The 13,137-nt window shown below is 58.0% G+C and carries 13 protein-coding genes; 3 read left to right on the forward strand and 10 right to left on the reverse strand.

All coding sequences use genetic code 11. The features are described from left to right. Window positions 1-2: 2 nt before the first annotated feature. The 3 genes from dgcA to Q6A51_RS11105 form a co-directional block, all read right to left on the reverse strand. Window positions 3-2,063, reverse strand: coding sequence for a dimethylglycine demethylation protein DgcA (gene dgcA, locus Q6A51_RS11095; RefSeq protein WP_304574809.1), 2,061 nt, complete (start codon window positions 2,061-2,063; stop codon window positions 3-5). Between the two features lie 15 nt (window positions 2,064-2,078). Then, entirely contained in the window at window positions 2,079-2,609 is a 531-nt protein-coding gene (locus Q6A51_RS11100) for a DUF5943 domain-containing protein (RefSeq protein ID WP_304574810.1), read from the reverse strand. Window positions 2,610-2,691: 82 nt separating this feature from the next. Further along, entirely contained in the window at window positions 2,692-3,669 is a 978-nt protein-coding gene (locus tag Q6A51_RS11105; RefSeq protein WP_117181710.1) for a dipeptidase, read from the reverse strand. 227 nt (window positions 3,670-3,896) lie between these two features. Here Q6A51_RS11105 and Q6A51_RS11110 point away from each other — a divergent pair, with 227 nt between their 5' ends. From Q6A51_RS11110 to Q6A51_RS11120, 3 genes are all read left to right on the forward strand, one after another. Beyond that, window positions 3,897-4,307, forward strand: a complete 411-nt coding sequence (locus tag Q6A51_RS11110; RefSeq protein ID WP_201018238.1) for a lysozyme inhibitor LprI family protein — start codon at window positions 3,897-3,899, stop codon at window positions 4,305-4,307. Between the two features lie 56 nt (window positions 4,308-4,363). Next, complete coding sequence (locus Q6A51_RS11115; protein ID WP_201018239.1) at window positions 4,364-4,777, forward strand: DUF3010 family protein; 414 nt, start codon at window positions 4,364-4,366, stop codon at window positions 4,775-4,777. Window positions 4,778-4,980: 203 nt separating this feature from the next. Then, window positions 4,981-6,186, forward strand: a complete 1,206-nt coding sequence (locus Q6A51_RS11120; RefSeq protein ID WP_304574811.1) for a hypothetical protein — start codon at window positions 4,981-4,983, stop codon at window positions 6,184-6,186. Window positions 6,187-6,457: 271 nt separating this feature from the next. Here the strand turns inward: Q6A51_RS11120 and fba are convergent, their stop codons facing one another. From fba to tkt, 7 genes are all read right to left on the reverse strand, one after another. Beyond that, a complete protein-coding gene (gene fba / locus Q6A51_RS11125; RefSeq protein WP_025258230.1) occupies window positions 6,458-7,522 on the reverse strand; it encodes a class II fructose-bisphosphate aldolase in 1,065 nt (354 codons plus the stop codon). A gap of 117 nt (window positions 7,523-7,639) precedes the next feature. Further along, window positions 7,640-7,966, reverse strand: a complete 327-nt coding sequence (locus Q6A51_RS11130; RefSeq protein WP_201001681.1) for an MliC family protein — start codon at window positions 7,964-7,966, stop codon at window positions 7,640-7,642. Between the two features lie 54 nt (window positions 7,967-8,020). After that, complete coding sequence (locus Q6A51_RS11135) at window positions 8,021-8,218, reverse strand: hypothetical protein (protein WP_201001680.1); 198 nt, start codon at window positions 8,216-8,218, stop codon at window positions 8,021-8,023. Between the two features lie 83 nt (window positions 8,219-8,301). Then, a complete protein-coding gene (locus Q6A51_RS11140; RefSeq protein WP_201001679.1) occupies window positions 8,302-8,532 on the reverse strand; it encodes a putative periplasmic lipoprotein in 231 nt (76 codons plus the stop codon). Window positions 8,533-8,560: 28 nt separating this feature from the next. Continuing rightward, window positions 8,561-9,724, reverse strand: a complete 1,164-nt coding sequence (locus Q6A51_RS11145) for a phosphoglycerate kinase (protein ID WP_304574812.1) — start codon at window positions 9,722-9,724, stop codon at window positions 8,561-8,563. A 16-nt stretch (window positions 9,725-9,740) separates the two neighbouring features. Beyond that, entirely contained in the window at window positions 9,741-10,790 is a 1,050-nt protein-coding gene (gene epd, locus Q6A51_RS11150; RefSeq protein ID WP_304574813.1) for an erythrose-4-phosphate dehydrogenase, read from the reverse strand. 148 nt (window positions 10,791-10,938) lie between these two features. After that, window positions 10,939-12,936, reverse strand: a complete 1,998-nt coding sequence (tkt, locus tag Q6A51_RS11155; RefSeq protein ID WP_201018243.1) for a transketolase — start codon at window positions 12,934-12,936, stop codon at window positions 10,939-10,941. Window positions 12,937-13,137: the final 201 nt, after the last annotated feature.

A 13,137-nucleotide genomic window follows, 5' to 3' on the forward strand; every position in this document is an offset into this window, starting at 1 on the left:
CCTCAAAAATCCTTACACAACCGCAATCCGTCATAGATCGCTGCATGGGTATTACGCTGGGCCACGCAGTCGCCGATGCGGAACAGCAGATAGCCGTCACCCGGTTGGCTCAGCGAAGGTTGCGGCTGGATGGCGAACAGGGCCTCGATGTCGATCTGGCCTTTGTTGCGCGAACCTTCCTTGAGCCCGTAATAAAGCTCTTCGTCCGGACGCACACCGTTTTCGACGACGATCTGGTCGACTACCCGTTCCTCTTTGGCGCCGGTGTATTCGTTCTCCAGCACGGCAACCAGCTTGTCGCCTTCGCGGTAGACCTTTTCCAGCATCATGTCGCCGGTCATGATCACTTCCTTGGGGTACATGCTGCGGTAGTAGGTCGGGAACGAGGTGCCGCCAATCGCGACGCCGGGTTTGATGTCATCGGTGACGATCTCGACCTGCGAGCCCTTGTCGGCCAGGAAGTCGGCCACGGACATGCCGGTGAACTCACAGATGGTGTCGTAGACCAGCACGTTCTTGCCCGGCGCGACCTTGCCATCCAGCACGTCCCAACTGCTGACCACCAGCCCTTCGGCCGCGCCCCAATGCTCGTTCTGCTCCAGAAACGGATGACCGCCCACCGCCAGCACCACGATGTCCGGGCGCAGGTCGAGAATGGTCGCCGCATCGGCAGCGGTGCCCAGACGCAGATCGACTTTCAGGCGCGCCAGCTCCAGCTGGAACCAGCGGGTGATCCCGGCAATCTGGTCACGTTGCGGTGCCTTGGACGCCGTGGTGATCTGCCCGCCGATGAATTCCTTCTTCTCGAACAGCGTGACGTCATGGCCACGTTCGGCAGACACGCGAGCGGCTTCCATACCCGCAGGACCGGCACCGACAATCACCACCTTGCGCTTCGGCCCGGCGGATTTCTCGATGATGTGCGGCACGCCCATGTACTCACGGGACGTGGCGGCGTTCTGGATGCACAGTACATCCAGCCCTTGGTACTGGCGGTCGATGCAGTAGTTGGCACCGACGCACTGCTTGATCTGGTCGACCTGCCCCATCTTGATCTTGGTAATCAGGTGCGGGTCGGCGATATGGGCGCGGGTCATGCCGACCATATCCACATAGCCACCTTCCAGAATCCGGGTGGCCTGATTCGGGTCCTTGATGTTCTGCGCGTGCAGTACAGGCGCCTTGACCACTTCCTTGATACCGGCCGCAAGATGCAGGAACGGCTCCGGTGGATAACTCATGTTGGGGATAACGTTGGCCAGGGTGTTATGGGTATCGCAGCCCGAACCTACGACACCGATGAAGTCGATCATGCCGGTGGCGTCGTAGTATTTGGCGATTTCCTTCATGTCCTCATGGCTCAGGCCATCAGGGTGGAATTCGTCGCCGCAGATACGGATGCCCACACAGAAATCAGGCCCCACTTCCTTGCGTACAGCCTTGATCACTTCCAGGCCAAACCGCATGCGGTTCTCGAAACTGCCGCCCCACTCATCGGTACGCTTGTTGACGCGCGGGCTCCAGAACTGGTCGATCATGTGCTGGTGTACGGCGGACAACTCGACGCCATCCAGGCCACCGGCCTTGGCGCGTGCCGCGGCACTGGCGTAGTTGCCGATCACCCGCCAGATTTCTTCCGGCTCGATGGTCTTGCAGGTCGCACGGTGTACCGGCTCACGAATGCCGGACGGCGACATGAGGGTCGGCCAGTGATCGCCGTCCCAGCGGGAGCGACGCCCCATGTGGGTAATCTGGATCATGATCTTGGCGCCGTGCTTGTGCATGGCGTCGGCAAGGTTCTGGAAATGCGGGATGATCTTGTCAGTGGCCAGGTTGACCGACTTCCACCAGCCTTGCGGGCTGTCGATGGCCACACTGGAAGAACCGCCGCAGATCGCCAGGCCGATGCCGCCCTTGGCTTTCTCTTCGTAGTACTTCACGTAGCGGTCGGTGGTCATCCCGCCATCGGTGGCATAGACCTCGGCGTGAGCGGTACTCAGGACGCGGTTGCGGATCGTCAGTTTGCCAATCTGGATCGGCTGGAACATCGCTTCGAAAGCCATAACACGATCCTCGACTTACAACGGTTTGACGACAAACAGACCGTCGTCATGACCTTCTTGCGAACCGCCGTAAACCTGCTCGGCAACGGTACGGATCGAGCTGCCGCTGGCGGCCAGGATCTGATCGATTGCTCCGGCGAACCAGCCAGTGAACATGTAATCGACCTTGCGCCCGACCTTGCCGTAGACATACACGAACGCCGAGTGCTCAAGCTTCACGCTGGCGGTGCCTTTTTCCAGATCGATATCCTGAATCTTGAACAGCCCCCAGCCACGCTGCGACAGGCGATTCATGTAGTGCTCGAACACCGCAACGCCTTCAATGCCATGGCACTCGGCCTCTTTTTCGCACCAGTGCCAGGCAGATTTGTAACCGGCCTTGTAGAGAATCTCAGCGTAGGCCTCGGCACCCAGCACCTCTTCAATACCCATATGGTTATTGACGAAAAAATGGCGCGGCACATAGAGCATCGGCAATGCATCGGAGGTCCAGACGCCGGTTTCGCTGTCGACTTCGATAGGCAGTTGCGGGGCGATTTTAGCCATGGGGTCAAACTCCAGAAATTCGGGTTACGCCCACTGCGCACAGGGCAGCGGGGTTATCAATTCAATAAGGTGTGGGTGGCGGTTATTCGCCCCAGACGTCTCGGAGGACGTTGACCCAGTTCTCACCCATGATCTTGCGCACGACACGCTCGCTATGGCCGCGCTTGAGCAGGGTTTCGGTCAGGTTCGGGAATTCGCCTACGGTGCGGATGCCCAGCGGGTTGATGATCTTTCCGAAGTTGGTCAGCCGACGGGCATAGCCCTTGTCGTGAGTCAGGTACTCAAAGAAGTCCTGGCCATGACCCTGGGTGAAGTCGGTACCAATACCGATGGCGTCTTCACCGACGATGTTCATGGTGTACTCGATGGCTTCGGCGTAGTCGTCGATGGTCGACTCGATGCCCTTGGCCAGGAACGGCGCAAACATGGTCACACCGACAAAGCCGCCGTGATCGGCGATGAACTTCAGTTCTGCATCGGACTTGTTGCGGGGATGTTCCTTGAGCCCGGACGGCAGACAGTGGGAATAGCAGACCGGTTTTTTCGATTCGAGGATGACTTCTTCGGAAGTCTTGGAGCCCACGTGAGACAGGTCGCACATGACGCCGACACGGTTCATTTCAGCGACGATCTCACGACCGAAACCCGACAGGCCACCGTCGCGCTCGTAGCAGCCGGTGCCCACCAGATTCTGGGTGTTGTAGCACATCTGCACGATGCCAACGCCCAACTTCTTGAAGATCTCGACGTAGCCGATCTGGTCTTCGTAGGCATGGGCATTCTGGAAGCCGAACAGAATGCCGGTCTTGCCCAGCTCCTTGGCCTTGCGGATGTCGGCGGTGGTATGGACCGGCATCACCAGATCGCTGTTTTCGCGCATCAGCTTCTGGCTGGTGCAGATGCTGTTGATCGTGGCCTGGAAACCCTCCCACACCGATACTGTGCAGTTGGCCATGGTCAGGCCGCCCTTGCGCATGTCTTCAAACAGCTCGCGATTCCATTTGGCAATAATCAGCCCGTCAATAACGATGCTGTCGGCGTGCAGTTCGGCTGGGCTCATCAGGCTGTCCCCTTTTAGGTGCTTGCGCGCCGAATCGGCTGTCGGCGCTATTGGGGTCAGCATATGCCGGAGGGTCAGGCGAGCCGGGTGCAAAAACGACAGGGGGTTTGCCGAAAGCGTCAAGAAGCGACAAAGGGCAATCGGACGCTGCCAGCCTGCGTCGTAAACCTGTTCTTTGCCTCGCGCTTAGGCCAGAATTCACTGCATCAATGGATCGGAGCCACTAGATGAAAACGATTTTCCTGACCTTGGCCCTTATGGCGACAGCCGTGACGGGCGCACAAGCCGCTCAAGACCCGGACAGCACGCCGTGTGATGGCGTCGACAACGATAACCAGACGCTGGAATGCTCGGTCTACAGCCGGCACACCGCAGAAGAGCTGCTCAAGGAAAACTTTCAGAACCTCCTCAATCGCGTCCAGTCGCAATTTGTCGCCAACAAGTCGCAATACAACGACTTCACCAGCAAACTCAAGACTGCCCAGCAAGCCTGGGAAAAGCTGCGCGACGCCGATTGCGCGGTCGAAGTCTTCCCGTCAGCCGCTGGCAGCAAGGCTTACAACATCAACGAAAACGACTGCATTGCCCGCATGAGCGACGAGCGCTCGGAATATCTGGAATCAATTGCGCAGGAATAACGCCAGCGATGAGATAACCTGTTCCTTTATATGAACCGAAGGCACCAGGCATTCCCATGATTATTTGTGGTGTAGAAATCAAAGGCAGTGAAGCCATCTTCGCCCTGGCCACCCGTCAGAACGGCGGCATCTCGCATTTGCCGCTGGCAACCCGAAAGATCGCGCTGGAGGATGACGACGAGGCCGCCAACGTCAAAGCCTTCGCCGCGCAGATCGCCAGTTTCGTGCGGACCAACGGCATCAGCCATGTCGCGATAAAGAAGCGCAGCAAGAAAGGCGAATTCGCCGGTGGCCCGACCACCTTCAAGATCGAAACCGTCTTCCAGCTTCTGGCCGATTGCGACGTGATCCTCGTATCCCCCCAGACCATCAACGCCCAGAACAAGAAACACGACTTCGCCCTGCACGATACGTTGAACAAGTATCAGCATGAGGCTTACAAGACGGCGTGTGCAATGCTCATGAAATAGGCGCCAACCGGACGGTGATGCGCTCGCGAGGGGCCTGAAATCTGCGGCCACTCGCCCGAGCGCCAACTCCCTCAGACAAAATGCCCCTCTCGTCTCTATGGCTCATTTCATATTTTTCTGATCACTGAAAACCCACCGAAATGGCGATATGCCACTGCATGAGCTATACATCGCCGACAGCACACGATTAGAAGGAACTATCCATGCGATCCGACCGGCCCTTGCGCTCTAGCCGTTCCGCACTTTCATACGCATGCATACCGTTGGCATTGAGCCTGTTCACAGCAACGCAACCAGCCACAGCCTACGACATGAACCCTATAGATGTGGAATGCTGGGGGCAGTCCGCTTTCTGCTCGGTAACCAAACTGACCGAGGGCTTGAAGTATCCGGTGCATGAAACCATCACCCTCCTGGCCTATGACTACTATCTGGATCCCGAGAACACCGAGGGAGGAAGGGCCAAGACCTCCGCGGAGACACTCAAACAAAGAGGCGTACTCAGAGATCTTGTCCTAGGTAGCCAATGGAACGACGACCCTGATTCATTGCTGCGTCAGAACGTGACCCGGGCTTATCAATGGTACGCACTATTCAAGGACGCCCAACAACAGGCGCAATGCAAGGAAAACAGCGCACTCCCTTCATGTCGTGCAATCACCGTCACTGCCAACCCGATGATGCTGTACAGAAGCCATTTCGGCGATTTCCAGTTCATTCATTCGATGGCCTCATCACAACAGGAAACGGCACTCGATACCCAGGCAAAAATGCTGGCCTGGGCCAAGTTCACCTACACCCTCTCGATATCTTCCAACAACTTGGCCAAAGAGCCCATCGACGGCCCGGCCATCACTGCCTTCTCGGATATCGCTAGCTATCTCGGGAAACCAGGCTGGACAGTAGGGGCACTGTTCGACCCCATTCCCGGAGGTGAATGGAAACGTTCATTCAGGCCAGGAAAGTTTGGTACTTACGTCGCATCCGGGAATCCCAGAGTGCAGCATAGCTACAAGAGCCAGTCTGAGGCCGTCAGCGTCAAGCACATGGCTCTCGGCTCGCTGCTGCATATGATCCAGGACTCGTACTCGGACGCACACTCGGAACGGAAAGGGAGTTGTAACCCACTGGCCCGGGAGAAAGGCGCAATCATCTCGTTCCGCAACTACGTCTACCAATCCAGCGACGACCATGCCCACGCCGATATCAATCCCAAGTGGCTGGAAAACGGAAAGCTGAAAAAAAACAACCCGCTATGGGCTTCTGCCAAGTTGATCCAGTACTCCTTTTCGAAAACGCCTTGGGAAGGAGAAGTTGAGGCATTCCTGAAAAATGAGGTGTTGGCTTTGAGCAACCCAGGTAACGCACCGACCACCGGCGACCTACCCTGCTATTTGGGTACGCAGTGATCACCTCCAAGCATCAGGATTAAAAAGCGAGCCCTGCTCAAAAACGATGCCGAGCTATGGCAGTCGAGATATATGCGTCGGGCAGGTAAAAATTTTTGTGAGATAGCCTCCGCGGATGGGTCCCTCCTTTTGGGGCGCACTTCAGACTGCCGTCGCGGCCAAGGCCCCTCCCACGAAACCTGTGGGAGGGGCCTTGGCCGCGACTTCACAGTTGAAACGCCGCTAACAAAAAACCCGCATCTCTGCGGGTTTTTCATTACCGGATCAACACTCAGTTGATCTTGGCATCCAGCTCGCCTTTGGCATAGCGCTCGAACATGCGATCCAGGGAGATCGGCTTGATCTTCGAGGCGTTGCCAGCGGTGCCGAAGGCTTCGTAACGGGCGATACAGACGTCACGCATCGCGACGACGGTCTTGGCCAGGTATTTGCGAGGGTCGAACTCGCTGCGGTTCTTGGCCATGAATTCACGGATGGCACCAGTGGAGGCCAGACGCAGGTCGGTGTCGATGTTGACCTTGCGCACGCCGTACTTGATGCCTTCAACGATTTCTTCGACCGGCACGCCGTAGGTTTCTTTGATGTCGCCGCCGTACTCGTTGATGATCTTCAGCCATTCCTGAGGAACGGACGAAGAACCGTGCATCACCAGGTGGGTATTGGGAATACGCTTGTGGATTTCTTTGATGCGCTCGATCGCCAGGATGTCGCCGGTAGGCGGCTTGGTGAACTTGTAAGCGCCGTGGCTGGTGCCGATGGCGATTGCCAGGGCATCGACCTGGGTCTTCTTGACGAAGTCAGCGGCTTCTTCCGGGTCGGTCAGCATCTGGCTGTGATCCAGGATGCCTTCTGCGCCAACGCCGTCTTCTTCACCGGCCATACCGGTTTCCAGAGAACCCAGAACGCCCAGCTCGCCTTCCACGGAAACGCCACAGGCGTGAGCAAAAGCCACTACGCGACGGGTTACGTCAACGTTGTATTCGTAGCTGGCAGGCGTTTTGCCGTCTTCAGCCAGGGAGCCGTCCATCATGACCGAGCTGAAGCCTAACTGGATCGATCGCTGGCAGATGTCCGGGCTGGTGCCGTGATCCTGGTGCATGACCACCGGGATGTGCGGGAACTCTTCGACTGCCGCAAGGATCAGGTGACGCAGGAACGGGGCACCGGCGTATTTGCGGGCGCCGGCCGAAGCCTGAACGATCACCGGGGAGTCGGTCTTGTCGGCCGCTTCCATAATGGCGCGCATTTGTTCCAGGTTGTTTACGTTGAAAGCTGGAACGCCGTAACCGAATTCGGCTGCGTGGTCCAACATCTGGCGCATGCTGATAAGTGCCATTGTCTGTATCTCTCCCGGTCGGGTCGTTAATCGTGCAAGCCTGCCGTAGTGGCGACTGCTATTCAAGTTATACGCATTGGCCACAGGGCCATGCGGTGGTGGAACATCGGCTACGACTTATCTGGCCTTGCAGCCGCGTCCGATCAAATCGTTGGTGGCGTCCCAATAAATCAGGCCTTCGCTACCTTTGTTGGCAAACGCCAACACATTGTTACTGTAGAGCGTCCCGCTGGCAGCACCAGGTTCGGCCTTGAGCCTGAAAACCTGATCGCTCTGGTTCAGGCGTACATCCACTTCCTTTTTGGCCGAATCGGCAAAGCGCCAATGAACTTCGGCCTTGCTGTCACACACCCAATGGTTCCAGGAATCACTGGATTGCGGCGCCTTGGTGGTCGCACAACCGCCAAGCACTGCAAATGCCGCAAGGGCAATCAAGCCTTTCATCACGTCTCCTGGCCTGCCCCGGAAAGCCCGGCATGTGCCGCTCGCTTCTGTACTTCAGGGGCAGTTCTGTTCCTGATTACGGTCACTGGCCGGTTCACCCGTTACATGTGCCTCGACCCGCTGACTGTTTTCGGTCGTCGGAACACTCACGGAGGCCGGGCTGAATATTTCACAGGTACGGGCTTTAGAGCCCGGACTGCTGCAACCTGCCAATACAATGCAACTCACAAGAGCCAGGGTGGCGATTTTCATGGCGAAACTCCTTCTCGAAAAAGATCCCACCTTTTAATGACCGCCAAAGCTCGCAGATGTTGCCAGCGAGCTTTCAACCTGACTCAGAGACAGCCCACATCTCCCGTGCGCGGCATGAACTCGTAACGGTCCCATACTTCCTGACCGCCACGCTTGTAGATCACTGGCACGGTTTCAGCCTGCCAACCGGCCTGATAGCAACTCAATTGAAGCAACTGCGCCTGAGGCTCAGGTTCCGAATCGTTTATCTCAGGCTTGCTCGCACAACCGGCCAGCACACCTGCGATAAGCAACAGCGGTAACGTCCTGACCATGAACTACTCCCTTTCCTGAACCGGAAAATCAGGCCTTTGCACGCTGCTCAAGCACTTCAACGGCTGGCAGGACCTTGCCCTCGACGAATTCGAGGAACGCGCCACCACCGGTAGAAATGTAGGAAATCTGCTGTGCAACGCCGTACTTGTCGATGGCCGCCAGCGTATCGCCGCCACCAGCGATGGAGAACGCTACGCTTTCGGCAATGGCCTTGGCCAGTGTCTTGGTCCCTTCGCCGAACTGATCGAACTCGAACACGCCGACCGGACCGTTCCACAGGATAGTCCCGGAAGATTTCAGCAATTGGGCAAACTGGGCAGCAGTCTGCGGACCGATGTCGAGAATCATGTCGTCATCGGCAACGTCAGCGATGAGTTTGACGGTTGCTGCAGCGCTTTCAGCGAACTCCTTGGCAACAACGACGTCCACCGGCAGTGGCACGCTGACCTTGGCGGCGATGGCACGGGCGGTGTCCAGCAGGTCCGGCTCATACAGCGACTTGCCGACCTTGTGACCGGCTGCTGCCAGGAAGGTGTTGGCGATACCGCCGCCGACGATCAACTGGTCGCAGATTGCGCTCAGGCTGTTGAGTACATCCAGCTTGGTGGAAACCTTGGAGCCGGCAACGATGGCAGCCATTGGCTTGGCCGGAGCACCCAGGGCCTTGCCCAATGCTTCCAGCTCGGCCGCCAGCAGAGGTCCTGCCGCAGCGACCTTGGCAAATTTGGCAACGCCGTGGGTCGAGCCTTCGGCGCGGTGTGCAGTGCCGAAAGCGTCCATCACGAATACGTCGCACAGAGCGGCATACTTCTGCGCCAGCTCGTCAGCGTTCTTTTTCTCGCCCTTGTTGAAGCGCACGTTCTCGAACAGCACGACATCGCCAGCCTTGACGTCGACGCCATCAAGATAGTCGGCAACCAGCGGGACTTCACGGCCCAGCGCCTTGCTCAGGTAGTCGGCAACCGGCTTGAGGCTGTTCTCGGCCGAGAACTCTCCTTCGGTCGGACGACCCAGGTGCGAGCAGACCAGTACGGCAGCACCCTTTTCCAGCGCCAGCTTGATGGTCGGCAGCGAAGCAAGGATTCGGGCATCGCTACTGACAACGCCGTCCTTGATCGGGACGTTGAGGTCTTCGCGAATCAGCACACGCTTACCTTGCAGATCGAGGTCGGTCATCTTCAACACGGTCATGAGGCGTTCCTGTTTTTTACTGTTGTTGATCAGCGACGCGCAAGAAATGGTCCGCAACGTCGAGCATCCGGTTGGCAAAACCCCACTCGTTATCGAACCAGGCCAGCAGGTTTACCAGCCGGGGGCCGGAAACTCGGGTCTGACTCGCATCGACAATGGCCGAATGAGGGTCATGGTTGAAATCACAACTGGCATGCGGCAACTCGGTGTATGCCAGCAGGCCTTTGAGCGGGCCGCTGGTGGCGGCCTCACGCAAGATACGGTTGATTTCCACAGCATCGGTATCACGTGCCGTTTGCAGCGTGATATCCAGGCACGAGACGTTGACCGTCGGTACGCGAACTGCTTTGGCCTGAATTCGGCCCGCAAGTTCCGGCAGGAGCCGCTCAATTCCGCGTGCCAGACCAGTGGACACCGGAATTATCGACTGAAAAGCCGAGCGCGTACGGCGCAAATCCTCGTGGTGATAAGCATCGATCACCGGCTGATCGTTCATTGCCGAGTGGATGGTGGTGATCGAAATGTATTCAAGGCCCAGCGCATCATCCAGCAGACGCAACAACGGCACGCTGCAGTTGGTGGTGCAGGATGCGTTGGAAACCAGTCGCTCGGTGCCGGTCAGTTTCTGCTGATTGATACCGAACACGATGGTGGCATCCACATCGGACTCGCTGGCCATCGGTTGCGAAAACAGCACCCGCGACGCACCCGCATCGAGAAAGCGCTGGCCATCTTCGCGGGTGTTGTAGACGCCCGAACATTCAAGCACCAGATCCGCACCCAACGCCGCCCAGTCGATACCTTCCGGCGTTGCGCTGCGCAGAACCCTGATCCGGTGGTCGTTGATGTGCAGGTATTCCCCGTCGACCCGCACATCGCCGGGGAAACGGCCATGAGTGGAGTCGAAACGGGTGAGATATTCGAGGCTGGCCATATCGGCCAGATCATTGATCGCGACCACTTCAAAACCTGCCCGGGCACCTCGCTCACAGAGCGCGCGCAAGACACAACGACCGATCCGGCCGTAGCCGTTCAGAGCAACTTTGTAAGGGCGGTTTTGGGACATGGTGGTGCTCGCAAGACAAATCGTACTGCGCATAAACCTGTAGGAGCGGACTTGTCCGCGAAAACACTCTGCCAGACGATACAAAAGTATTGGCTGGGCTGGCCTCTTCGCGGATGAATCCGCTCCTACAAGATTATTGCGACCTTTCTCAGTCTTCCAACAACTCTTCAGCCGTGCTCAGGATGTTCTCCAGAGTGAAGCCGAACTCCTCGAACAACGCAGGTGCTGGTGCGGACTCACCGAAAGTGGTCATGCCGATCACGCGGCCTTCCAGACCGACGTACTTGTACCAGTAGTCAGCGTGGGCAGCTTCGATAGCAATACGAGCGCTGACCTGCAATGGCAGAACGGCTTGCTTGTAGCCTGGGTCCTGAGCTTCAAAGACGCTGGTGCAAGGCATGGAAACCACGCGCACCTTACGGCCTTGAGCGCTCAGGGCGTCGAACGCCTGCACGGCCAGACCGATTTCCGAACCGGTAGCGATCAGGATCAGCTCAGGCTCGCCCGCGCAGTCGCGCAGTACGTAGCCACCACGGGCGATGTCCGCCAGTTGAGCTTCGTCACGCGCCTGGTGAGGCAGGTTCTGACGCGAGAAGATCAGCGCCGACGGGCCGTCATTGCGCTCGATGGCGTATTTCCAGGCCACAGCCGATTCCACGGCATCCGCCGGACGCCAGGTGTCCAGGTTCGGCGTGGTACGCAGGCTGGTCAATTGCTCGACCGGCTGGTGAGTCGGGCCGTCTTCGCCCAGACCGATGGAGTCGTGGGTAAACACATGGATCACGCGCTTCTTCATCAGAGCGGCCATGCGCACAGCGTTACGGGCGTATTCCATGAAGATCAGGAAGGTCGCGCCGTAAGGGACGAAACCGCCGTGCAGGGCGATACCGTTCATCATTGCCGCCTGACCGAACTCACGCACACCGTAATGCAGGTAGTTGCCGTTGGCGTCTTCGCCGGTGATGCTCTTGCAGCCTTTCCAGATGGTCAGGTTGGAGCCGGCCAGGTCAGCCGAACCGCCCAGGATCTCAGGCAGCAGCGGGCCGAAAGCACCCAGAGCGTTCTGGCTGGCTTTACGGCTGGCGATGGTTTCGCCCTTGGCGTTGACTTCAGCAACATAAGCAGCCGATTTTGCAGCGAAGTCGGCAGGCAGCTCACCGCTCATGCGACGGATGAACTCGTTGGCCAGCTCAGGGAAAGCAGCGGAGTAGGCAGCAAAACGCTGATCCCAGTCAGCTTCGGCAGCCAGGCCTTTTTCCTTGGCATCCCATTGGGCATAGATATCAGCCGGGATCTCGAAAGGACCATGGTTCCATTTCAGCGCAGCGCGGGTCAGAGCGATTTCATCAGCGCCCAGTGGAGCGCCGTGGGACTCTTCCTTGCCTTGCTTGTTAGGTGAACCGAAACCGATGGTGGTCTTGCAGCAGATCAGGGTCGGCTGCTCGCTCTTGCGGGCGGTGTCGATGGCGGTCTTGATTTCGTCGGCATCATGACCGTCGACATTGCGGATGACCTGCCAGCCGTAGGACTCGAAGCGCTTCGGCGTATCGTCGGTGAACCAGCCTTCGACTTCGCCGTCGATGGAGATGCCGTTGTCATCGTAGAAGGCAATCAGCTTGCCCAGGCCCAGAGTACCGGCCAGGGAAGCAACTTCGTGGGAAATACCTTCCATCATGCAGCCATCGCCCATGAACACGTAGGTGTTGTGGTCGACGATGGTGTGGCCTGGACGGTTGAACTGTGCTGCCAGAGTCTTTTCGGCAACGGCAAAGCCGACGGCGTTGGCAAAACCCTGCCCCAGCGGGCCAGTGGTGGTTTCGACGCCCGGGGTGTAGCCGTATTCCGGGTGACCCGGCGTGCGGCTGTGCAGTTGACGGAAGTTCTTCAGGTCGTCGATGGACAGATCGTAGCCGGTCAGATGCAGCAACGAGTAAATCAACATCGAACCGTGGCCGTTGGACAGAATGAAGCGGTCACGGTCGGCGAACGCTGGGTTGGCCGGGTTGTGCTTCAGATAATCGCGCCACAGAACTTCGGCGATATCCGCCATGCCCATGGGGGCACCGGGGTGGCCGCTGTTGGCTTTTTGCACGGCATCCATGCTGAGGGCACGAATGGCGTTGGCACGCTCACGACGGCTTGGCATCGCTGATCTCCTGGAGAATGAAGGAATGGGATCGGAAAAAAGGCGACCATTTTCTCTCAGGCACTGCCTGGGAGCAATGAAAGATAGTCGTTGGCAGGTGTTTTTCCTGCCTTGTCGCCTTATTTACCCTCATTGATACAGTCTGGCTGCGCCAATAACGTGATGGACATCACGGACAGATGCTCCACCAACCAATATCAA

It is taken from the genome of Pseudomonas serbiensis, from assembly GCF_030580745.1.
In the GTDB taxonomy this organism is placed as follows: Bacteria; Pseudomonadota; Gammaproteobacteria; order Pseudomonadales; family Pseudomonadaceae; genus Aquipseudomonas; species Aquipseudomonas serbiensis.